Origin of the sequence: Mesorhizobium sp. M0410, from assembly GCF_040321435.1 — a bacterium.
In the GTDB taxonomy this organism is placed as follows: Bacteria; Pseudomonadota; Alphaproteobacteria; order Rhizobiales; family Rhizobiaceae; genus Mesorhizobium.
Genome location: NZ_JAMYRN010000004.1, coordinates 315,076 through 334,850 on the forward strand (window position 1 = coordinate 315,076; position 19,775 = coordinate 334,850).

The 19,775-nt window shown below is 62.2% G+C and carries 23 protein-coding genes; 11 read left to right on the plus strand and 12 right to left on the minus strand.

The genetic code is table 11. The features are described from left to right. Positions 1 to 82 precede the first annotated feature (82 nt). Entirely contained in the window at positions 83 to 454 is a 372-nt protein-coding gene (locus NKI63_RS07615) for a hypothetical protein (RefSeq protein ID WP_352820930.1), read from the plus strand. 42 nt (positions 455 to 496) lie between these two features. Here NKI63_RS07615 and NKI63_RS07620 read toward each other — a convergent pair whose 3' ends face one another. Then, positions 497 to 1,108 (minus strand): HD domain-containing protein, encoded by a 612-nt coding sequence (locus NKI63_RS07620; protein ID WP_352820933.1) that lies wholly within the window; start codon positions 1,106 to 1,108, stop codon positions 497 to 499. A 158-nt stretch (positions 1,109 to 1,266) separates the two neighbouring features. On the opposite strand from NKI63_RS07620, the gene cysE reads away from it, so the two are divergent. Beyond that, a complete protein-coding gene (gene cysE, locus NKI63_RS07625; RefSeq protein ID WP_352649215.1) occupies positions 1,267 to 2,115 on the plus strand; it encodes a serine O-acetyltransferase in 849 nt (282 codons plus the stop codon). 212 nt (positions 2,116 to 2,327) lie between these two features. Continuing rightward, on the plus strand, positions 2,328 to 2,531 hold the full coding sequence (locus tag NKI63_RS07630; protein WP_023674799.1) for a DUF3126 family protein: 204 nt from the start codon (positions 2,328 to 2,330) through the stop codon (positions 2,529 to 2,531). A gap of 273 nt (positions 2,532 to 2,804) precedes the next feature. Here NKI63_RS07630 and NKI63_RS07635 read toward each other — a convergent pair whose 3' ends face one another. Then, the gene (locus tag NKI63_RS07635) at positions 2,805 to 3,536 is read right to left on the minus strand and encodes a hypothetical protein (protein WP_352777948.1); all 732 of its coding nucleotides are present in this window, start codon (positions 3,534 to 3,536) and stop codon (positions 2,805 to 2,807) included. A 120-nt stretch (positions 3,537 to 3,656) separates the two neighbouring features. Here NKI63_RS07635 and NKI63_RS07640 point away from each other — a divergent pair, with 120 nt between their 5' ends. Both NKI63_RS07640 and NKI63_RS07645 read left to right on the plus strand, forming a co-directional pair. Beyond that, positions 3,657 to 4,001 carry a DUF6949 family protein gene (locus NKI63_RS07640; RefSeq protein ID WP_352508582.1) on the plus strand — a complete coding sequence of 115 codons (345 nt, stop codon included), beginning with the start codon at positions 3,657 to 3,659 and terminating at the stop codon, positions 3,999 to 4,001. 18 nt (positions 4,002 to 4,019) lie between these two features. Next, the gene (locus NKI63_RS07645) at positions 4,020 to 4,547 is read left to right on the plus strand and encodes a gamma carbonic anhydrase family protein (RefSeq protein WP_352777946.1); all 528 of its coding nucleotides are present in this window, start codon (positions 4,020 to 4,022) and stop codon (positions 4,545 to 4,547) included. A gap of 57 nt (positions 4,548 to 4,604) precedes the next feature. On the opposite strand, the gene NKI63_RS07650 is transcribed toward NKI63_RS07645, so the two are convergent. Together NKI63_RS07650 and NKI63_RS07655 are read right to left on the minus strand one after the other, a co-directional pair. After that, entirely contained in the window at positions 4,605 to 5,351 is a 747-nt protein-coding gene (locus NKI63_RS07650) for an SDR family oxidoreductase (protein WP_352777943.1), read from the minus strand. A 30-nt stretch (positions 5,352 to 5,381) separates the two neighbouring features. Then, the gene (locus tag NKI63_RS07655) at positions 5,382 to 6,569 is read right to left on the minus strand and encodes an MFS transporter (protein ID WP_352777942.1); all 1,188 of its coding nucleotides are present in this window, start codon (positions 6,567 to 6,569) and stop codon (positions 5,382 to 5,384) included. Positions 6,570 to 6,665: 96 nt separating this feature from the next. On the opposite strand from NKI63_RS07655, the gene NKI63_RS07660 reads away from it, so the two are divergent. Then, positions 6,666 to 7,562 (plus strand): LysR family transcriptional regulator, encoded by an 897-nt coding sequence (locus tag NKI63_RS07660; protein ID WP_352820937.1) that lies wholly within the window; start codon positions 6,666 to 6,668, stop codon positions 7,560 to 7,562. A gap of 302 nt (positions 7,563 to 7,864) precedes the next feature. Here NKI63_RS07660 and NKI63_RS07665 read toward each other — a convergent pair whose 3' ends face one another. The 3 genes from NKI63_RS07665 to NKI63_RS07675 form a co-directional block, all read right to left on the minus strand. Beyond that, positions 7,865 to 8,464, minus strand: a complete 600-nt coding sequence (locus tag NKI63_RS07665; protein WP_352778012.1) for a transglutaminase-like cysteine peptidase — start codon at positions 8,462 to 8,464, stop codon at positions 7,865 to 7,867. 259 nt (positions 8,465 to 8,723) lie between these two features. Beyond that, complete coding sequence (locus tag NKI63_RS07670; protein WP_254817716.1) at positions 8,724 to 9,341, minus strand: PilZ domain-containing protein; 618 nt, start codon at positions 9,339 to 9,341, stop codon at positions 8,724 to 8,726. Positions 9,342 to 9,458: 117 nt separating this feature from the next. Continuing rightward, positions 9,459 to 10,097: a PAS domain-containing protein gene (locus NKI63_RS07675; RefSeq protein ID WP_352649221.1), complete on the minus strand. Its 639-nt coding sequence runs from the start codon at positions 10,095 to 10,097 to the stop codon at positions 9,459 to 9,461. A 392-nt stretch (positions 10,098 to 10,489) separates the two neighbouring features. Here NKI63_RS07675 and NKI63_RS07680 point away from each other — a divergent pair, with 392 nt between their 5' ends. The 4 genes from NKI63_RS07680 to NKI63_RS07695 all read left to right on the plus strand — a co-directional run bounded on the left by NKI63_RS07680 (position 10,490) and on the right by NKI63_RS07695 (position 13,972). Further along, the gene (locus NKI63_RS07680; RefSeq protein WP_352508576.1) at positions 10,490 to 11,260 is read left to right on the plus strand and encodes a rhomboid family intramembrane serine protease; all 771 of its coding nucleotides are present in this window, start codon (positions 10,490 to 10,492) and stop codon (positions 11,258 to 11,260) included. A gap of 100 nt (positions 11,261 to 11,360) precedes the next feature. Further along, on the plus strand, positions 11,361 to 11,792 hold the full coding sequence (locus tag NKI63_RS07685) for a CBS domain-containing protein (protein WP_023717464.1): 432 nt from the start codon (positions 11,361 to 11,363) through the stop codon (positions 11,790 to 11,792). A 190-nt stretch (positions 11,793 to 11,982) separates the two neighbouring features. Beyond that, the gene (gene gatB / locus NKI63_RS07690; RefSeq protein WP_352649222.1) at positions 11,983 to 13,482 is read left to right on the plus strand and encodes an Asp-tRNA(Asn)/Glu-tRNA(Gln) amidotransferase subunit GatB; all 1,500 of its coding nucleotides are present in this window, start codon (positions 11,983 to 11,985) and stop codon (positions 13,480 to 13,482) included. Between the two features lies 1 nt (position 13,483). Continuing rightward, on the plus strand, positions 13,484 to 13,972 hold the full coding sequence (locus tag NKI63_RS07695) for a GNAT family N-acetyltransferase (protein WP_352508574.1): 489 nt from the start codon (positions 13,484 to 13,486) through the stop codon (positions 13,970 to 13,972). Between the two features lie 16 nt (positions 13,973 to 13,988). On the opposite strand, the gene NKI63_RS07700 is transcribed toward NKI63_RS07695, so the two are convergent. The 5 genes from NKI63_RS07700 to NKI63_RS07720 all read right to left on the minus strand — a co-directional run bounded on the left by NKI63_RS07700 (position 13,989) and on the right by NKI63_RS07720 (position 19,001). Further along, positions 13,989 to 14,330: a hypothetical protein gene (locus NKI63_RS07700; RefSeq protein ID WP_352508573.1), complete on the minus strand. Its 342-nt coding sequence runs from the start codon at positions 14,328 to 14,330 to the stop codon at positions 13,989 to 13,991. A 151-nt stretch (positions 14,331 to 14,481) separates the two neighbouring features. Then, positions 14,482 to 15,693, minus strand: coding sequence for a hypothetical protein (locus NKI63_RS07705; protein ID WP_352508572.1), 1,212 nt, complete (start codon positions 15,691 to 15,693; stop codon positions 14,482 to 14,484). A 146-nt stretch (positions 15,694 to 15,839) separates the two neighbouring features. Further along, positions 15,840 to 16,139 carry a hypothetical protein gene (locus NKI63_RS07710; RefSeq protein WP_352508571.1) on the minus strand — a complete coding sequence of 100 codons (300 nt, stop codon included), beginning with the start codon at positions 16,137 to 16,139 and terminating at the stop codon, positions 15,840 to 15,842. A 94-nt stretch (positions 16,140 to 16,233) separates the two neighbouring features. After that, the gene (locus NKI63_RS07715) at positions 16,234 to 17,634 is read right to left on the minus strand and encodes an ArnT family glycosyltransferase (RefSeq protein WP_352508570.1); all 1,401 of its coding nucleotides are present in this window, start codon (positions 17,632 to 17,634) and stop codon (positions 16,234 to 16,236) included. Positions 17,635 to 17,840: 206 nt separating this feature from the next. Then, positions 17,841 to 19,001, minus strand: a complete 1,161-nt coding sequence (locus NKI63_RS07720; protein WP_352508569.1) for a helix-turn-helix transcriptional regulator — start codon at positions 18,999 to 19,001, stop codon at positions 17,841 to 17,843. 254 nt (positions 19,002 to 19,255) lie between these two features. Here NKI63_RS07720 and NKI63_RS07725 point away from each other — a divergent pair, with 254 nt between their 5' ends. Further along, the gene (locus NKI63_RS07725; protein WP_254817092.1) at positions 19,256 to 19,654 is read left to right on the plus strand and encodes an NADH:ubiquinone oxidoreductase subunit NDUFA12; all 399 of its coding nucleotides are present in this window, start codon (positions 19,256 to 19,258) and stop codon (positions 19,652 to 19,654) included. Positions 19,655 to 19,775 lie beyond the last annotated feature (121 nt).

Genomic DNA, 19,775 nt, shown 5'->3' on the forward strand with positions numbered 1-19,775 from the left:
TTGCAACGATACAGGAGTAAATAAGCGCGACGTGTGGATCGGTTCAAACCCGCCATGCGCTGAACGGAGGGCAGGGGGTATCATGGCACAATGGGGAAGGACCGACGCCGCTTTGCTGGGCGTCATTGCAAAAAGCAGGTTCGGCGAATGGTCCGTCGTACTAGCGCTGGCTGCTTTGGCGGCAGGGGCGATGGCGATCACCGCGTTGATAGCAATGCCGAGCGGCGCGTCTCCACTGCTCCAAAACAGTGCGACGGGCTTCTTCGCTGCGGTATTTTTTCTGGCCGGGCCTTTGGCACATCTTACGGGAGTGGTCTTCGGGTTGATGGCCGTTGGTCGCCCAAACGACAATCGTGTGCTCGGCCTGGCTGGCATCGTGGTCAATGGTGCGTCGCTGGCGGCTGGGGTGTTCATGTTGTGGGGAATGGCATCGACTTTTGGCGCATTCACCTGATTTCGGGCAAATATCGCGGACGCACGCGAGCTACGCGAACTACTATCCGCCCGGGCCGTGCCCAAGCGCCTGGAGCGAGCGCGCCATGTTTTGCCGGGCCTGGGTTTCGAAGCGCCGGCGGAATTCCTCGCTGTGAAAGATATGCGGGCGGGTGAGGAAGCCGTTTAGGACGGCGGCACGGCCGGCCCGCCACATCGGCTCGTCGACCCACTGGTATTCGCGGCGAACCGCCTGTTCGTAGGCGTCGAACACGTCAGGCGCAGCACCCAGGATCGCCAGGTCCATGTCGAGGAACAGCGCCGCGTCACGAACCGAATGCTGGTCACCAAGGGGCGGCAATTCGTGGCTGGCAGTGGCAGTGATCATCGCCGCGATGTGGCCGAGGCGTCGTGCGTCGGCGCGGCCGGCGAGCTTCTCCTCGGCAAGTGCGGCACTCCTCGCCTCATTGTCCTTGGCGCGGCTGTCGTAGATCACGTCGTGGAACCAGATCGCCGCTTCGACTGCTTCAGGATCATGCAGCAATGCCTTGTAATCGTTGGCTAGCGCCAGCATCGCCTCGATATGGCCAAGGTCGTGGTAGTGGCGATCTTCGGCCGCATAGAGCGCGGAAAGCTCGCGCTTCAGGGTCTCGTCGATCAAGGTTGCGTTTTCCATGGCTGCTTGAAATTCCGCCAACCCAATCCATTTGACGAAGCACTAAGGAAAATTGAGTTCACCCGTGCTATGATCTGGTTTATAGGTGCGGCCGGAGAATAGGCAAGCCGCCAACCGAGACAGTGGATGCCGAGACATTGGGTGGCCGGAGACATCAGATGAACAGCGTTACGATTTCTCGTCCCACCATGGTGCAGCCGGTAGATCCGATCTGGCGTTCGATTCGCGACGAAGCGATGGAAGCGGTCAACCGCGATCCGCTGCTGGCGGCGTTCCTCTATTCGACCATCCTCAACCAGGAAAACCTGGAAGAAGCGGTCATTCACCGGCTGGCCGAGCGCCTCGCCCACCAGGACATCGGCTCCGACCTCATCCGCCAGACGTTCAAGGCGATGGCGGCCGACGACAATGATTGGTCGACGACGGTGCGCGTCGACATCCAGGCCTATTACGATCGCGATCCGGCCTGCGACCGCTTCATCATGCCGGTGCTCTACTTCAAGGGTTTTCATGCCATCCAGACGCACCGGCTGGCGCATTGGCTGTGGAACCAGGGCCGCCAGGATTTTGCACTGTATTTGCAGAGCCGGTCGTCCTCGGTGTTCCAGACCGACATCAATCCGGCCGCCCGCATCGGCAAGGGCATCTTCCTCGATCACGCCACCGGCCTCGTCGTCGGCCAGACGGCGGTCATCGAGGACGACGTGTCGATCCTGCACGGCGTGACGCTGGGCGGCACCGGCAAGGCCGGCGGCGACCGCCACCCTAAGATCCGCTACGGCGTGCTGATCGGCGCCGGCGCCAAGATCCTCGGCAACATCGAGATCGGCCATTGCTCGAAGATCGCGGCCGGCTCGGTGGTGCTGTCGCCAGTGCCGCACAACAAGACGGTTGCCGGCGTGCCGGCCCGCGTCGTCGGCGAGACCGGCTGCGATCAGCCTTCGCGGCAGATGGACCAGCTGTTGCCATCGCAGACGATGGACCACGTCGTCAGCTTCGACATCTGAGTGCTCGGGCGGGGGCTGAATTCCTGCCCCCTGTGCCGGCTTGCCTTTACATGGCCATTGTCGACGTGCCAGAAGCGCGCTCACCAATGCATGTCGCCCAAAAGTGCCCAGCAGTTTTGGGATAGCGACATGCATGAAGAAGGATTCAAAGCGCGTCGCATCGATCTCTTCAGACGCGACGCACTTTAGCAAGCGACGATCGGAGAAGACTGTTGAAGCCGGACGAAATCAGAAAGCTGGATGCTTATTTCAAGCGCACCTTCCAGAATCCCAAACTCGAAGTGAAGGCGCGGCCGCGCAAGGAAGATTCGGCCGAGGTCTATGTCGGCGACGAGTTCCTCGGCATCGTCTTCAAGGACGAGGACGACGGGGACTATAATTTCTCGATGGCGATCCTCGACATCGATCTGGCCTGAGCCGGAGATTTAGCTGGCCGCTACGCCTCAAGCGCAGCGGCGGTACGGAACCTTGCAAGACGCCGGCGGGACAGCGCCTCCCTCTGGCCTGCCGGCCATCTCCCCCACTTGGGGACCACTTGGGGGGAGATTGGCAGCTTCGGCGCTGCGCTCTTCCTGCAACATTGGAGATTGGCGAAAGCCAAGATGACGGCCGATCTACCCCCTCGTGGAGATGTCCGGCAGGACAGAGAGGGGCGCGAAGGATCCCTGCGGAACGGCTCGTTTCGTTGCTTACCGCCCGGTCTTCAGCACACGCGCTGCCTCGCCCGAAATCGCCGCGTCGAGCGCCTGCCAGTCGCCCAGGAATTCCCGGGGGAAGCGGTAGGTGAGGCTGAGATTGTCGCCGACCAGGATGTCGCGCTCGCAGGGCGCTAGCGATTCGTCCGCGCTCGGGCCGCTCAGGCAGCGTGCGACGAACGGATCCTTGCCGGGGCGGTCGGCGACCGCCAGCACTTCGTTGAGATAGCCCGATTTTTCGCTGAAGGCGTAAAGCGTCGTGCGGCCAGGGCCGGGCGTACCCAGCTTGGCAATCAGCGCACTGTAGATCGGCGCAAAGCGGCCGCTCATGTCGCGCGACATCATCTGCGGCTCGAACGACAGGAAGACGATGTCCTTGCTGGGTCCGGTGTGGTTGAAGTCGTTGCGGGCAGCCTCGCTGTAGCCGTCCATCTCGGGATAGCGCAGATAGAGGTCAAGCCGTGAGGCGATGCCGTCGCGCCGGGCCTGGGCAAAGCGGATGACATTGGCCGGCACGGCGATGATGTTGTTGCCGATGACGACCTTGTGGACCGTGGTGTCGTCGGTGTACCCGGCCATGGCGATCGAGCGGCCGAACCATTTGCCGCCGAGGCTGATCGCCACGGAAAGCAGCGCCAGCGTCGCGAACGCATAAAACACCCGCTTCATCAGCGTCGAATCGACGACGCTGAGTTGCGGGCCCTCCGTGGCGGCTGCCTGCTTCATCGCGGCCCTCGTTTACCGTCCCGTCGGGTGTGCCTGAGCGGCACATTTCGGCGCGGCACGGCTCTTGCTACGCAGCTTTTGCAGGCGACTGTGCGATTTTATGGTAAACGGAGGGTAAAGATGGGGCCGGTCGAACAAATCATATTCAGTTTTATGGCCGGGCTGACGGCTTGCGGCCTGGCCGGATCGGCGATGGAGCTGATCGCCGGCCGCAAGCTTGCCTTCGTCCAGCCCTATGTATCGTCGAAGCACATGCTGCGCTCGCTCGCGGCGACGGCTTGCGCCGGGCCGCTGATGTTCGCCAACGAGGCGCTGGACGCCTGGCGCGAGCGTCGCATCTCGGTGCTGGGGCTGATCTCCTGCGGCTGTACGGCGACCATCTGGGCGCTGGCGCTGGGCATGGTGGTGATCGCCATTGCGTCCTGGGCGGCTTCGCTTCTAGGGTCTGGCAGCTTGTCGGTGTGAGACGATCTGGAGACAGCAATGCCGATCTACGCGATTGACGGAAAAGCGCCCGCCTTCGAGGACGCCGACAGCAACTGGATCGCGCCCAACGCCACGCTGATCGGCAATATCAGGATCGGCCGCAATGCCGGCTTCTGGTTCGGCGTCGTTATCCGCGGCGACGACGAGCCGATCGTCATCGGCGCCGACACAAACGTGCAGGAGCACACAATCATGCACACCGACGCGGGCTTTCCGCTGACCGTCGGCCAAGGCTGCACGATCGGCCACCGTGCCTTGCTGCATGGCTGCACGATCGGCGACAACAGCCTGATCGGCATGGGCGCCATCGTGCTGAACGGCGCCAAGATCGGTAACAACTCGCTGGTCGGGGCCGGCGCGCTGGTCACCGAAGGTAAGCAATTCCCCGACAATTCGCTGATCGTCGGCTCGCCCGCGCGCGTCGTCAGGACGCTCGACGAAGCCGCAATCGCCAGGCTGCGCGCCTCTGCCGCGCATTATGTGGCCAACGGCAAGCGATTCAGGGCTGGGCTGAAGAAGGTCTAGCCGATCCAGAAATGGTGGAGCCGGCCTTGGGGTACCGAAAGCATAGCCACTTCCAAGTCAAACCGGCTGGGCGGTCGGCCGGAACAAGATCTCGTTGATATCGACGTCGTCGGGCTCGTTGATCGCGAAGGCGACCGTGCGGGCAAACGTATCTGGCCCCACGGCGATCTTGCTCACGAAGTCCCTGGTGTCCTGCTGGATATCCTTCTCGCTGATGTGCTCGAGCAACTCTGTGGTGACAGCGCCCGGCGAGATCACCGTGGTGCGGATGTTGTAGGGTTTCACCTCTTTCCGCAGACCCTCGGACAGCGCACGCACGGCGAACTTGGTGGCGCAATAGACCGCCGCACCCGGGTCGACCACATGGCCGTATACGGACGAGACATTGATAATGTGGCCCGATCGCTGTTCCTTCATGTACGGAAGTGCGGCCGCGATGCCGTAAAGGACGCCCTTGATGTTGACGTCGATCATCCGGTCCCATTCGTCAATCTTGAGCCGTTCGAGCGGGGCCAACGGCATGAGGCCCGCATTGTTCAGCATCACGTCGATGCGGCCGAATTCCCGGACCGCCGTGTTCACCAGGTTCTGGACCTGGCCGGCGTCGGTGACGTCCGTAGTGACGGCCTTGGCTTTGAGCCCAGCGGCGGTCAGTTCCTGGACAAGCGCGTCGATGCGGTGTGACCGGCGTGCACCCAGGACCACGGAAGCGCCTCGCGCGGCAAGATGGCGTGCCGTCGCTTCACCGAGGCCACTGCTGGCACCGGTGATGACGACGACCTTGTTCTCGATTCCTTCGGACATGAGATTCTCCTAGACAAGAATTGAAAGAGTTCAGGTGCGGGGGCCGGCCGAGGCGGCGAGCAAGGCCGAACCCGTGAGCAGGACGGCGGCGAGAAGGAAGGCGCTCCACCAGCCGGCCGCGTCGAACAGCAGGCCTCCCGCGATAGCGCCGCCCGCGATCGCGAACTGGATCAGGGCGACCTGGAGTCCGCCCCCGGCCTCCAGGTCTTCAGGGATGAGCGTGGTCATCCAGGTGTTCCACGCCACCGGGATCGGGGTCGCGAACAGTCCCCAAAGAACCAGCAGGCCGGCCGTGGCCCGTGCAAACGGTCCAAAGGCAATCAGCAGTAGAGCGAAGACCGCGAGTGCACTCGGCAGCCCGATCAGCAAGGCTGTGAGGTGCCGCCGGAGTATGAGGCCGATGATCGACAGTCCCGCCAGGCCGCCGAGGCCGACGCCCAACAGAGCCATTGAGAGGGTGTTGACCTCGAGGCCCGTCACGTTTTCCAGAAACGGCCGCAGGTAGATCGAGAGCGCGTTCTGCCCGATGAACGCGAGCCCGGTTGCGCCCATGCCGATGGCGAATCTGCGATTCCGCAGCAAGCGGAACATGCTCGACACCGAGGCGGCCTCCATCGGTAGCATCTTCGGGAGAACGGCCAACTGCCACACGAGCGCCGCAAGGCCGATGGGGACAGTGACGAAAAAGGTTCCCCGCCATCCGATCAGCGATCCGAGGAAGCTGCCGACGGGCGCGGCGATCACCAATGCGAACGCAGTGCCACCCTGGAGCAAGGCAATGGCCTTGGGCAGGTCGGGTCCCGGGGCCAAGCGGGCCAGAATGGCCGTCGACAGTGACCAGAAACCGCCGATCGCGATGCCGACCAGCGCCCGCCCGGCCAGGAAGACCAGGAAGTTGGGAGCAACCGCCACCGCCAGGCTCGATGCGGCCAGCACTGCCGTATGGAGCAGAACCACCGTCCGTCGATCGACGTTTCGCAACAGCGAGTTGCCGAAGAGGCTGGTAACCACGGCGAAGAATCCGGATACCGCGATTGCCTGGCCGGCCTGACCCTCGGAGACGGCCAGATCCTGAGCGATCGGGGTGAGCAGGCTCACCGGCAGGAACTCCAGTCCGACTAGAAGGAAGGTCAGCAGCGACAGGCAGACCACCGCAGACCATGGGGTCGTCGTGCTGTCAGCAGTGGCGGCCTCGCCCAGCGCGAGTTCAATGGTCATAAGGCAGTCTCCTGTCCGTTCCCGAATTAAGTAGTCGGGCTGGCCAAATGCGACTAGCGGGTATAATTTTGATGTGGTTGTGAATGAGGCTCATCAATGCCACGCGACGAGTTCGCCGAAATGCGCGCGTTTCTGGAGATCACCCGGACGCGGAGCTTCACCCGAGCAGCCGCCAAGCTCGGCGTCACTCCTTCGGCTCTTAGCCACACCATCAAGTCGCTGGAGTCGCGGCTTGGCGTCCGTCTTCTGTCTCGCACCACGCGCGACGTGGCCCCGACGGCGGCCGGTCAACGCCTCAAGGAAGGCATCGAACCGCATTTCGAAGGCATCGCGGCTGAGGTCAGCGCTCTCGGCGTCCTGCGCGACAGGCCGTCCGGCAACATTCGCCTGGTGTGCACCGACGATTCGGTCGACATTGTCTTCCGCGCCCGGCTGCCAAAGTTCCTGAGCGACTTCCCCGATATCAATGTCGAGCTGGTGGTCGATAACGCCTTCACCAACATCGTCGAGCGCCAGTTCGACGCCGGTGTTCGGCTGGGCGAGTCCATTGGCCGGGACATGGTAGCCGTGCGCATCGGAGCCGACGTGACCTACACTGTCGTCGGCTCACCCCGTTACTTCGCCCACCGGACACCGCCGCAGACGCCGCAGGAGCTGACCGACCATAACTGCATCAACTACCGGCTGCCGACGTCAGGATGGGTCTATGCATGGGAATTGCGGGAAGGAGCGCGCGAGTTCAGTGCTCGGGTCGAGGGGCAACTGACGCTTAACAACATGGGGCCGGCGATCCAGGCCGCGCTTGACGGAGTGGGCTTGGCCTATCTACCGCGCGAACTCGTCCTGCCACACATTGAGAGTGGCCTTCTTCAGGAAGTCCTGACCAAATGGTGCCCGACGTTCCAGGGTTACCACCTGTACTATCCAAGCCGACGCCATCCCTCTCCGGCGTTTTCCGCCTTTGTCGACGCGTTCCGTATCAGGGGCAAGTAACAGCGTTTCGACGGCAAACGGCAGCTCGTATCCCACAAACGATCGTGAGACAGCTTGGATGACGAAGCGCAGTTGGAGGCAAAGCCGAGATAACTGTATCGAAATGTTGTTCCGCCGGAAATGGTGGAGCCGGCCCGGGGACGGGGCCGGCTCCTTAAACCCGGTCGTTGGGGACGGGGAGGGTGGGGACTCGACCGGGTTTCTCCTAAAGCGCGAAGTCATGCGACGCACTTAACCTCTGTTTTATGCATGTCGTTATCCCACAACCGCTACGCGCTTTTGGGCGACATGCATTGGCGTCCTCAGCGGACGCTGGCGACCGCGTCGGAGCGGCCGTCGTTGATCGTCACCCAGGCGCCGGAATTCCGGTCGGACTGGCGCTTCAGATAGGTGTAGCCGGTATTGGTCCAGGACAGCACCTTGGGCTGGAGATTGTCGAGGATGAACTCGCCAAGACTGGTGCGCACGGTCAGCACAGCATGGCCGTCGCCGTTGCGCTGACGCACGACCGTCATCAGCAGATCGCCGGCCGGCACGCCGATGCTCATCAGCTCGCGGCGCTTTTCCAGCGCATAGTCCTCGCAGTCGCCGAAGCCGTTATTGGGAAAGGACCAGACTTCCTCCTTGCCCCACATTTCCATGTCGGTGCGGGGCGCGACCTTGCTGTTGACCGAATTGTTGATCTTGACGATCGTCGCCCACAGCTTGCGGGTGAGCTCGACCGGTGCCTGGTCAGGCGTCCTCTGATTGCATTCCCGCGGAAACTGCTGGCACAATTCGTAGTGACCGACCGGCTGTGTGGTGCGGCCGCCGGTCTGCATGAAGGCCGGCTCCGCCGCGTTTGCAGTCCCCCAGCCGAAAAGCTGCATCGCTATTGCCGCCAGCAACAGCTTGCCCCTCATCCTGTTCATTATTCCGTCTCCCCGTTTGAGGAGACAATGACACGGCTGGATTTATTTGACGCAAAAGCGCGAAGTAGACATTAAGTAAAACAACAATAGAATAAACATAAAATTTGATGCAATTAAGTATAGAATTGTTTATGGATTCCAGCCGGGTGCGTTCCCATGCTTCGTCGCCCCGTTCGAACAGCTAAGATGGCGGGACGAGGGGGCGCGAAGGTCGCCAGCCTCGCTTCCCGATGGCGCTAACGCTTCCGCGTCAGCCGCGCGGTGAGCTGAATTCGGTATCAAGCGTTTCGGGGCGCTGGATGACGGCGAACTCGATGGCGATGCCATCTTCGAAATGGCGCACCACCTGGCCGCGCATGGTGCCCAGCGTCACCTGGACGCCGATGGCCGGCTTGACGTCGATCTCGATCGCCGCGCCCGACAGCGACAGGTCGATGATGCGGCACTGGTACTGGCGTCCGTCGGCAAGCTGCAGCACGCTCGTCGGGTTGCGCGGCGCGACGCGTTCATGGCGGCGGTCTTCCGGCAAGTCGAGCTCGTGCTTGTTGGCAAGCCAGGTCAGTTGCGCGGCGAGCTTGTCCCTCTTGCGCTCCGACGCGATGACGGTCATCGCAAAGCCATCCTGCAAAGTGCGGGTAATGACGCCCTCGATGCGTCCGATATGATCGATATAGGCAATGACCTTTTCGCCAGCCAGGCCGGCGCGCTCGGTGCGCAGCGAAACGTTGCCGGGCGACATGTCGACTACCTGGCAGGGATGTTCGGTGCGGTCTTCCAGCATGAAGCGTCCGTAAATCTTCACGCGGACGCGCTGAAAGTTACGCCTTTCAGCTTGGGACGGTGCATGGTCGACCGCCGCTGACCTCATCACTGCCATACCCCGTTCGGCATTCCGCGCATGGATGCGGGGAATTTCAGCGGAAAACTACAACAAAGCAGGTTAACAAAGGGGAAAATCCGGCGCTGTTGCTTTAAGCTTTGGGCATCATTCCTCGCGTCCGCCGTCGAAGACGACCAGGTGACGGATGCGGCGGGCCTGGCCGAGCGCCGAAATCGTCTCGGGCGGGTCGTATTCCGACGGGGCGAGCGAGGGAACCTCCATCGCCGGCCGGTTCTTCAGGAACATCGGCTCCTTGTCGGGATCGACGACACGGATCGAATCGATCAACGCGTCGAAAACCGGGTCCGCGCCCAGCCAGAAGGGCTTTTCGACGGCGCTTATCACGCCGAGGCAGCGCGGGCTCTCGACCCCGCCGTCGAGCGGCAGCGCGAGCAGCTCAAACCTGTTGGAGCGGCCATTGCGGCTGAAACCCTCATAGGTAATGAGGGCCGCCGATTTCAGGTCGAAGACGCCGTCGGTGAGCTTCGAGATCAGCCGCTGGTCCTTTTCGCGCCACAGCGAAGGGAATGAAAATCCCTTTAATTCGCGGCCATAGACTGCGCAAAGCCTGGTGCCGGCGAGCCGGAACACCGCTTCGCCGCGCGTGTCCTTTTCCAGGATGAACGTGTCGGCCAGCAGCGACTTGATGTCGGCCGGTTCGACTTCCGAGCGCTTCGGGGCAGGGCGTCCGTCACGCAACCGGTTCCAATAATGGAACAGCGTGATCGATCCGGTCTGGTTCATGCTAATGCTGCTCCGCGCATTCTGTCTTCAGATGTCCCATCGGTGAACAGAAGGGCGCCCTCCGAAGACCTACATGCGTTGCGGAGCAGGATGCGTGCCAGCATCGTTAATACTTGTTCACGGGTCGGGGCGGTTAAGGTTAACAACTAGTTTACGTTGCGCGCCTGCCAGCCCTGTGGCACACAAAAACCACTCCAGAAGCGGTCGTTTTGCGACGATCGGCAGCACTTCAGTCAAGAGTTCAGGGGGAGCAAGGGGGCTCGACCAGCCGTTCAAGGGAAACCTTGGACGGCTTCTTTTTCGATTCGGGCCTGCTGATTCGCCGTTTGTGATTCGGTTGGCCGTGATCTACATGCTCGCGAAGTCCAATCCAGCGACTGAGTGCAAGCCATATGAGTGACCCAGAAAGCCCACCGGAGATCGAGCAGGGCCAGGGTGGGCCTGTCGCCCGCGAACCGGAGCAGCGCCGCGAGCCGGTGTTCAACCTGCCGCCCGTGGTGCTGGCGGTGATCGGCATCTGCGTCGCGGTCCATCTGATCCGGGTCTATTGGCTGACCGACGACCAGGACTTCGAACTGCTTGTCCGGGCTGCCTTCGTGCCGATTCGCTATTCCGGCCGCTTCGACCTGGATTTCTTCGCGTTTTCAAGCCCTTTTACCTATGCCTTCCTGCATGGCGGCTTTGCCCATCTTGCCATCAATATGGTGTGGCTTGCGGCCTTCGGCTCACCGTTGGCCAACCGCTTCGGCGCGCTGCGCTTCAGCCTGTTCTTCGCCGCCACCGGACTGGCGGCGGTGGCGCTGTTCTGGGCCATGCACCCGCTTGGCGACGCACCGCTGGTCGGCGCCTCCGGCGCGATTTCCGGCATGATGGGCGCGGCGGCGCGCTACGGCTTCCGCATCGACCGCTCGTCGGGCAGGGCCGCCTTCGCTGGCCGGCCCTTACCGATGGCGGCGGTCCTCCGCTCGCGCGGCGTCGTCACCTTTCTCGCCATGTGGATGGTGATCAACCTGGCGACCGGCCTCTTCGGCCTGGCGCCCGGCATTGACGGCCAGATCGCCTGGGAAGCCCATATTGGCGGCTTTGTTGCCGGCTTCTTCGGCCTGCGGTTTTTTGATCGGCGAGAGCAGGTGCCCCGGCAGACGGAGGAGCCGGAGAGCTGAGACCTCCGCACTTGAAAAGCAACCGATCGCGGCGCACCATGTTCATCCCAGGGAAAGCCGGCCAGGGCAGGAGCCGGCAGGAAATGCAGAGGAGGACGCCATGACTGTTAAGGCAATTCTCGAGGCGAAAGGCCACGACGTGGTGACGCTCGGGCCGAACGAAAAGCTCAGCGAAGCCATCCGCATGCTTTCCGAACACAGGATCGGCGCGCTGGTCATCACCAACGGCGATCACAAGATCGTCGGCATTCTTTCCGAGCGCGATGTGGTGCGGGTTCTCGCCAAGGAGGGAGCCGCGGCGCTCGACCTTGCCATCCGCTCGGCGATGACGCCCAAGGTGAAGATCTGCAATGAGAACCACACCGTCAACGAGGTGATGGAGATCATGACCAAGGGTCGCTTCCGCCATCTGCCGGTGGAAAAGAACGGGCTGCTCGACGGCATCGTGTCGATCGGCGATGTGGTCAAGCGGCGCATCGAGGATGTCGAGCGCGAGGCCGAGGAGATCAGGGCCTATATCGCCACGGCATGAGGCGGCGGCGGCCGGGTTGCCGGCCATTTGAATTTTTCAAGCTGCTATAGCAGTCCATCGCGGCAGCTGCGGGCCTGTGCCGCGTCGGCACCTGCGGCTTGGCGCTTGTCTCGCGAAGCGGTTTGCACTAGCGAAGTTGCACACCAAAATATGCGTTCCGCATATCCGCAATTCCAATATGCAGGCCCTTATGAGCATCATCGATACCCGCACGCCCGACGCCAAGCGCCTGGTTCCCGGCGCCACCGGCGACTGGGAGATCATCATCGGCCTCGAAGTCCACGCGCAGGTGACCTCGCAGGCAAAGCTGTTTTCCGGCGCCTCGACCACTTTCGGCGCCGCGCCCAATGCCAATGTCAGCCTGGTCGATGCGGCGATGCCTGGCATGCTGCCGGTGATCAACGAGGAATGCGTCAAGCAGGCGATCCGTACCGGTCTGGGCCTGAAGGCCCAGATCAACCACAAATCGGTCTTCGACAGGAAAAACTATTTCTACCCCGACCTGCCGCAGGGCTACCAGATCTCGCAGTTCAAGCAACCGATCGTCGGCGAGGGCAAGGTGATCGTCTCCGTCGGCCCCGACCGGCAGGGCGAGTTCGAGGATATCGAGGTCGGCATCGAGCGCCTGCATCTGGAGCAGGATGCCGGCAAGTCGATGCACGACCAGCATGCGACGATGTCCTATGTCGATCTCAACCGCTCCGGCGTGGCGCTGATGGAGATCGTTTCGAAGCCGGATATGCGCTCCGCCGATGAAGCCAAGGCCTATGTCACCAAGCTGCGCACCATCGTGCGCTACCTCGGCACGTGCGACGGCAACATGGACGAAGGCTCGCTGCGCGCCGACGTCAACGTCTCGGTACGCCGGCCTGGCGGTGAATTCGGCACGCGCTGCGAGATCAAGAACGTCAACTCGATCCGTTTCATCGGCCAGGCCATCGACTCCGAGGCGCGCCGCCAGATCGCCATCCTGGAGGACGGCGGCAAGATCGACCAGGAAACGCGGCTGTTCGATCCCAATAAGGGCGAAACGCGCTCGATGCGTTCCAAGGAAGAAGCGCACGACTATCGCTATTTCCCGGATCCCGACCTTCTGCCGCTGGAATTCGACCAGGCCTATGTCGATGCGCTGGCAAAGGACCTGCCTGAACTTCCGGACGCCAAGAAGGCACGGCTGATCTCCTCGCTCGGCCTGTCGACCTACGACGCCTCGATCCTGGTATCGGAAAAGGCGGTCGCCGACTATTTCGAGAAGGTGGCCGCTGGTCGCGATGGCAAGCTTGCCGCCAACTGGGTCATCAACGATTTGCTGGGTGCGTTGAACAGAGCCGGCAAGAGTATTGAAAATGCTCCGGTTTCGCCCGATCAGCTCGGCGCGGTCATCGATCTGATCAAGGAGGGCACCATCTCCGGCAAGATCGCCAAGGATCTGTTCGAGATCGTCTGGAACGAGGGCGGCGATCCGCGTCAGCTGGTCGAAAGCCGCGGCATGAAGCAGGTCACCGATACCGGGGCTATCGAAACGGCGGTGGACGAGGTGATCGCCGCCAACCCGGACAAGGTCGAACAGGCGCGCGCCAAGCCGACCATGGCCGGCTGGTTCGTCGGCCAGGTGATGAAGGCGACCGGCGGCAAGGCCAACCCGCAGGTGGTCAACGAGCTGGTCAAGGCCAAGCTCGGGATCGAATAGGATGTTCGTCCGCACCGCCAGCGAGCGCGATCTTGCGGCGGTGCGCGCATTGCTGGTGGAGACATGGCACGCCACCTATGACGCCATCTACGGCGCGGCGCGGGTCACCGAAATCACCGACGAATGGCATTCGATCGCCGCGCTCAAAGCGCGGTTGACACGACCGAACTCGGAATTCCTGGTCGCGGACGACGGCAAAAGCATCGGTGGCATGGCTTTCGCGGCCGCCACGACGGATGCCGGGGTCGTCATGCTGAACCAGCTTTACGTGCATCCGGCCTGGCAGAGGCAAGGCATCGGCCAGGCCCTGCTGGACGAGATCGAGGCCAGCTTTCCGGAGGCCCGAACGCTGCGCGTCGAGGTCGAGGAAGCAAGTGCTCCGGCCGTTGCCTTTTACCGCTCGAGAGGGTTCACGCCCGCCGGCAACACGGCCGATTGCGGCGGCGCCTCAGGATTGCCGGCGCTGGTTTTGGAGAAGGCGATCGGCTAGCTCGTTCGCCTGGCGCTCAGTTGCGTTTCACGGGCAGGTTGAAGCAGCCGGCGGCGAGAAACTCGCACGGCAGGCTGCCGCCGCCGCCCGACGTGTGCGGGGGCGTAGCGGCTTCGATCTTTTCGACCTCGTAATATTTCGAGGTGACGCCCCATTTTTTAACGCCCTGGCACGTCGAGCGCACGCCAACCTCCGTCGCCTTTGCCGCCGTCTTGTAATAGGTGGTGATCCGGCAGGATTGGCTGACCGGCAGCGCGTTCGCCGGGATCGTGACCGGCGGCAGGAAGTTCGGGAAGGCAAGCAGCGAGATTGCCGCAATGATCCGGACGGCGGGCATGGTGTGGGGAAAGTGCAGCATCGTGCACCTCCATCGATGGCGCCGCTCGCTCGTGGCGCAGCGGCGGGTTTGTTCCCGCAAGATCAGGCCATGAAGCCAGCGCTGCCGCATCTGCCGCGCGGGGGATGGCGGCAGCGGTCTGAACCGCCGCCGCCATCCGCGAGCGGCCGCGTCAGGGCGTTTTCGGCTTGATGAGCGTCTTTATCGGAACGGCGACTTTTGGGGGCCGGACCGTACTGGTTCCACCATCGACGGCCAGCTCGCCGCTGTTGAGATAGCGCACCGTATAGTGCAGCTCATAGGCGGGAACTCTGATCCATGTAGGCTTGGGATTGAACTGGTCCGGCGGCCTCGAATACCACTTCGGGATCAGCATGATCTTGGAACCGGCATCGAATCCCGCAGTCTTGGCCGCTACTGCGAAGGCGCTGTCTCTGGGATCGTTCGGCGGCTGGTCGACATTGCCGATGACGACCAGCGAATCGTATTTTCGCGCGTCGAGCCGTACTGCGGGAAGGTTCAGCGCAGCCGCGTCGCCTTCGCGCATGGTCAGCGCCTTCTGAAGGCCGTCCTCATTGGCGTAGAGGTTGAGGTTTATAGCCTCGGATTCCGCATAGACGACATTGTTGTGGAAGTCGCGGGCTGACAGGCGTGTGAGGCTGTCGAAGGTGACTTCAACCGTCGGCTTGGCTATGGCGTCCGTCACCACCAGGTTGCGCCGCGGCACCGTCCAGAAGATGAGATCATCGCCGGTAGCCTGCGTGCCGGCATCGGAGCCGTCTATTGCCGAGCATTTCGAATTTGGAACCGGCGTCGTCACCGGTAGGGGTGCCGAAAACGAGTTGCGTACCTGCGCGTCGATGTAATTGCCGACGTTGAAAACGTCCTCGAGGATGTTGCCGCCCTCGAAGCTCGCCGGGCCGGGTTGCGAGCGGATGATGACCTGGCTGGAATCGGTCTGCCAGCCGCTGCAGAAGACGTTGACGTCTATGGGAATGCCGATGTGGCGGTCGGAGGTCACAGGGATCGAGACTTTGATGGTCAGGATGTAAGGAACTTTGACAAACCAGCTGTTCGGCTGGTTCAGCATCTGCGTCGCAAAGCGCGACGGCCGCCATTGCTTCAGCGATTCGATCGATGCGCGCGACGATCGTCCCTGGGCGGCCAGCTGTGCGTTGGTGGCGTCGACCTTGGCTTGCGCCAGGTTGCGGACGGTGTTGGTGATCAGGAACACGCCGAGTTCGGCTTTGCAGGGCCTGTTCGATTGTGTGGCGTTGCATGGGGCAAGTGCCGCACTAGGAACCGGCGGCCCCGAAGGCGGCGGCTGGGCGGCCGCGGTGGCCGCCATCAGGCAGAAGAACAGCATCATGCAGGTTTTCAACATGGTATCCTCGCTCTCTGGTTGGAAACCACCCTCCGGCTAGACGCCAGCACTTCTTCGATAGCGGTTCATCGCCCGCACGGGGGATGAACCGCGAAACATCGGGCCGGCCCAGCGACGTCGAGCCGCCGTCCTTTCGGGTCGGACATCTACTGCTTCACGACGCCTTTGGTTGTCGCCTTCGGCGCGACGACCTTGGGCTTGGGGGTTTTCGGGCCGGGGTCGACTACCAATGCAGCCGTGCAGGAGCACTTGCCCGAACCGCAGTTCAGGTCGCCCTTGCACATTTTGGAATGCCGCATATCGGTGCAGTCGGCGGTCCCGGAGCAGGAGCAACTGCCTTGCCCGATCGTTCCGGACTGACATTTGAAGCTCCATGCCGGACCGGCGGCAAGGCCGGCCACAGCGAGCGATAAGGCAAAAAGCGTCGTCGAGATGAGTTTGCGCATGAATACCTCCCGGTTCTATCGAGCGATGGAACCACGAAGCAGCAACGCCTTCATCTCCCGCGCGGGGGACGAACTCGCATACCGGTGACGATCGTCAATGCTGTCCCTTCAGCACGACGAGATAGCCGCGTTCGACGCGAAGCCGGAACGCGATTTGCCCTGCAGTGCCGGGATCCTTGGAAACCTTGTCAATAACATAGCCGCTGGGATGCGAGCCAAGCCATTCTTCCGGTTTGTCGGTGCTTTCGAACGGCCTTTGCAACCCGGCCAGGAAGCCGACTTCGCCTTGATAGTCGAAAGCCACGGCCCAGTCCGCATCCTTTCGCTCGTCGATGAAGTTGGCGAGCGGCGTCAGGTCATAGCGTTTGAACGCGGTTGCCGATGCCACCGCGTGGCCGATGCCGAAAATGACAAGCATGACGACGGCCGAGCTTTTCAGCCTGGCGAGCGGGATCTCCGCCATGAAATAGCCGAACAGGATGGTCACGAACGGCAACATCGGCACGACATAGTGAGGCTGCTTGCCGGATATCGCGCTGAACGCCAGCAACACGGCAACGAACGAGAACGACAGCAGGCGCAAGGCGCGCAGATCCGGCGACTTCGTCTCGATCAGGCTGCGTATCCGCGTGCGCAGCTTCAACCGCCAGACCTCGGGTATGAAGATCCACGGTATGAACATGACCGGCAGCAGCAGCAGATAGAAATAGAACGGCCGGCCGTGCGAATTGCGCAAATTGCCGGTGACGCGCCCCGCCGATTGGTTCCAGACCAGATCATAGACGAAACTGCCCTTTGTCAGGATCGTCGCCGGCACCAGCCAGATCGCCACCGGAATCAGCGCGGCAAGCACTGCCAGGCCCACTCCAGCGAGGAAGTTCGGTGTCGTCAGTCCCGCCCGTCGGTCGCGCCAGAACGGGTAGAACAGGATGGGCGCGCCGATATGGATCAGCACCACCGGGCCTTTCGTCAGCACGCCCATGCCGATGAACAGCCCGGCCAGAACGGCCTGCCAGCGATTGCCGCTCCGGGCAAAGGCAATCAACGACAACAGCGCGGCGAGCACAAAGACCGTCAGCAACAGGTCGAATAGGATCAGCGTCGAATAGATGACGAACACGCAGCTTCCAGCAACCAGCCAGGGGATGCGCCGTGCGATGTCGTCGCGGCCCGGAAACAGGGTCTTTGCCAAAGCCGTCGTCAGCCAGATGACGAGCGAGGAGGCGGCGAAGATGACCAGCATCGCGGCCGGCCGGCTGGCGCCGAAAATCTTCCAGACAAGGTCGATAAGCCAAAACAGCAGCGGCGGTTTCTGCAGATAGGGCGCGAAATTCATGGTCGGGACGAAGATCTGTCCGCTCAGATACATTTCCCAGGTGACGCTGAGATATCGCGTTTCGTCGACGGGCAGCAGTGGCCGGAAAGCGACTGCGATTACGATCAGCCCAAGCAAAAAGAGGTAGGGGAGCAGCCGCTCGGTAGATGTCGGTGTCAAAGATCGAGATCCGCGCCAGAAACCATTTTCTTTCCAGCCGAGCAGAGTGCCGCGTTTCTGGACCGCGAACGACCGCACCACGATTTTGGCCGAATTGCAACGATGCCGGGTTTCGTTTCCCAGATTTTGCCGACGATGGTGTCAAAGTTTGAAAAACTTACCGACCGAGTCCTTTGGACCACCGCCGGTTCGAGAATCTGCGCAAATCAACTGGAGCGCAACGGCGGTGACAATTCGCGCATCAAGAGTTCGAGCTCGCGCTGATCGCCGGTGCCGGTCTTGTCGAAGATCGTCGCCAACTGCGACTTGACGGTGCCGTCCGAGACGCCGCCGGCCGCGGCGATTTCCTTTCGCGTCAGGCCGGCGGCAACGTGACCGGCGACTCGCCTTTCTGCCGCGGTCAGTCCGAACAGCGCCGCAATGGCATCCAGCGCCGGGGTCGGTGTCGAACCGGCCGCGGCGATGAAGATCGCTGCGGCGGCGCGCTGCGAGATGCGCGTCGAGATTTCACGCCGCGCCAGCGGCATAACATGGGCCACCGCCGGAACAGCCGTCTTGGCCAGCGGAATGTTAATGCCGCAAGGTCCGAGTGCGAATTCGTCGCGCGTGCCGAGATGGACGGCACGGCCGATTGCGGCATTGGCGTTGGCATAGGTGAATGAAAGCTGTCCGCGCACGCAAGCGACCGAAATGTTTTCGGCGAGCAGCGCTTCGGCTGACGGGTTGGCGAAGATGATGGTCATGTCTTCGGCGACGATCAGCACCGGATGGTCGAGGCTTTCGATGATGGAACGGAAGATTTCGGCCTTTCGCCGCTCGGCCTCGAACAGGTCGCCGATGGTCACTGCGCGCCGCACATGCGGCGCCAGCAGGCAGACAAGCTCGAGATCCTCGCGGGAAATCTGGCGTCTGTCCTTGTCGGTCACCACCATTAGCGTGCCGATCCGGGTCGGCCGCTTCATCAACGCCACCCAGAAGAAATCATCCAGCCGGTTGGGTTGTACCCATTCGCGCACGATGCGGCTTTCGAGCCATCTCTGTCGCGTATCCGGGCCTTGCAGGGTGTAGATCGAATCGACGGTGAAGGGCACGTCGATCTCCATCTTGGGAACCGCCGCATAGAACGGTACTTGCGAGCCGTAGTCATGCTTCAACGGCTCAAGAACTGCGGGATCGCCGCAGGACACCGAAAACCGCGCAGAGCTGCTGATCGTGTCGATGACGGCGAGCATGGCAAGCCGGCCTTCCGCCAGATTGCAGATGGCCTCGAGTGTCGCCTGCCAGCGGTCGACGTCGGCAATCGAATCGTAGATCGCCTCAACGACCTGCGGCAATGCGCGACCGGCCGTGCGCGCCAGCGATGACATAAACCCCTCTCATTTGCCGTCCTAGGCAACGAAGCATCAACTGCTAGAATAACGCTGCGTAAGGTTACCAACAACTTATTTGATCTGCTTCGGACGGCCGCGAAAATAGCGTGAACGTATCGCTTTTCCGTCAGCCATTTTGCTCGCCGGTTGCGGCAAGACCCTTGCCTTCGCAATGCCGTGACGCCATAAGCAGGAACAGGCGCCGCAGCCGCCGCGAGGACTTGCCACAAGGACTTGCCACGAGGATTTGGATGAAGACTTTCCTTCTGCAGTTTTTCACCTGGTGGAACAGCCAGACATTGGGAACGCGCTTTCACACCTGGCGGCATGGCAAGAAGGTCGGGCAGGACGAGGTCGGCAACGTCTACTATGAGGGCGGCGTCGATTCGGAAGGCCGCACCCGCCGCTGGGTCATCTACCGCGACTATTCGGAAGCCTCGGCGATTCCGCCCGGCTGGCATGGCTGGATCCATCACCGTGTAGACGTTCCGCCGCCAAGCGAAGACTACAAGCCACGCGACTGGCAAAAGCCGCATGTGCCGAACCTCACCGGCAGCCCCGCAGCCTATCGGCCGAAGGGCTCGGTGCTGACCAACCGGCATCGTCCGCAGGTGACGGGCGACTACGACGCCTGGACGCCCGGTTCGTGATCGATCGCCGCGACAGGCCGCAGTCCCCCACGGAGGCGGTCCCCACGCGGGCGGTCCTTTGTCGCCACAATTACTGTTTAGTTGCTTGCTGATCCGACAGCAGCAACTAGCCTTGGCGTTA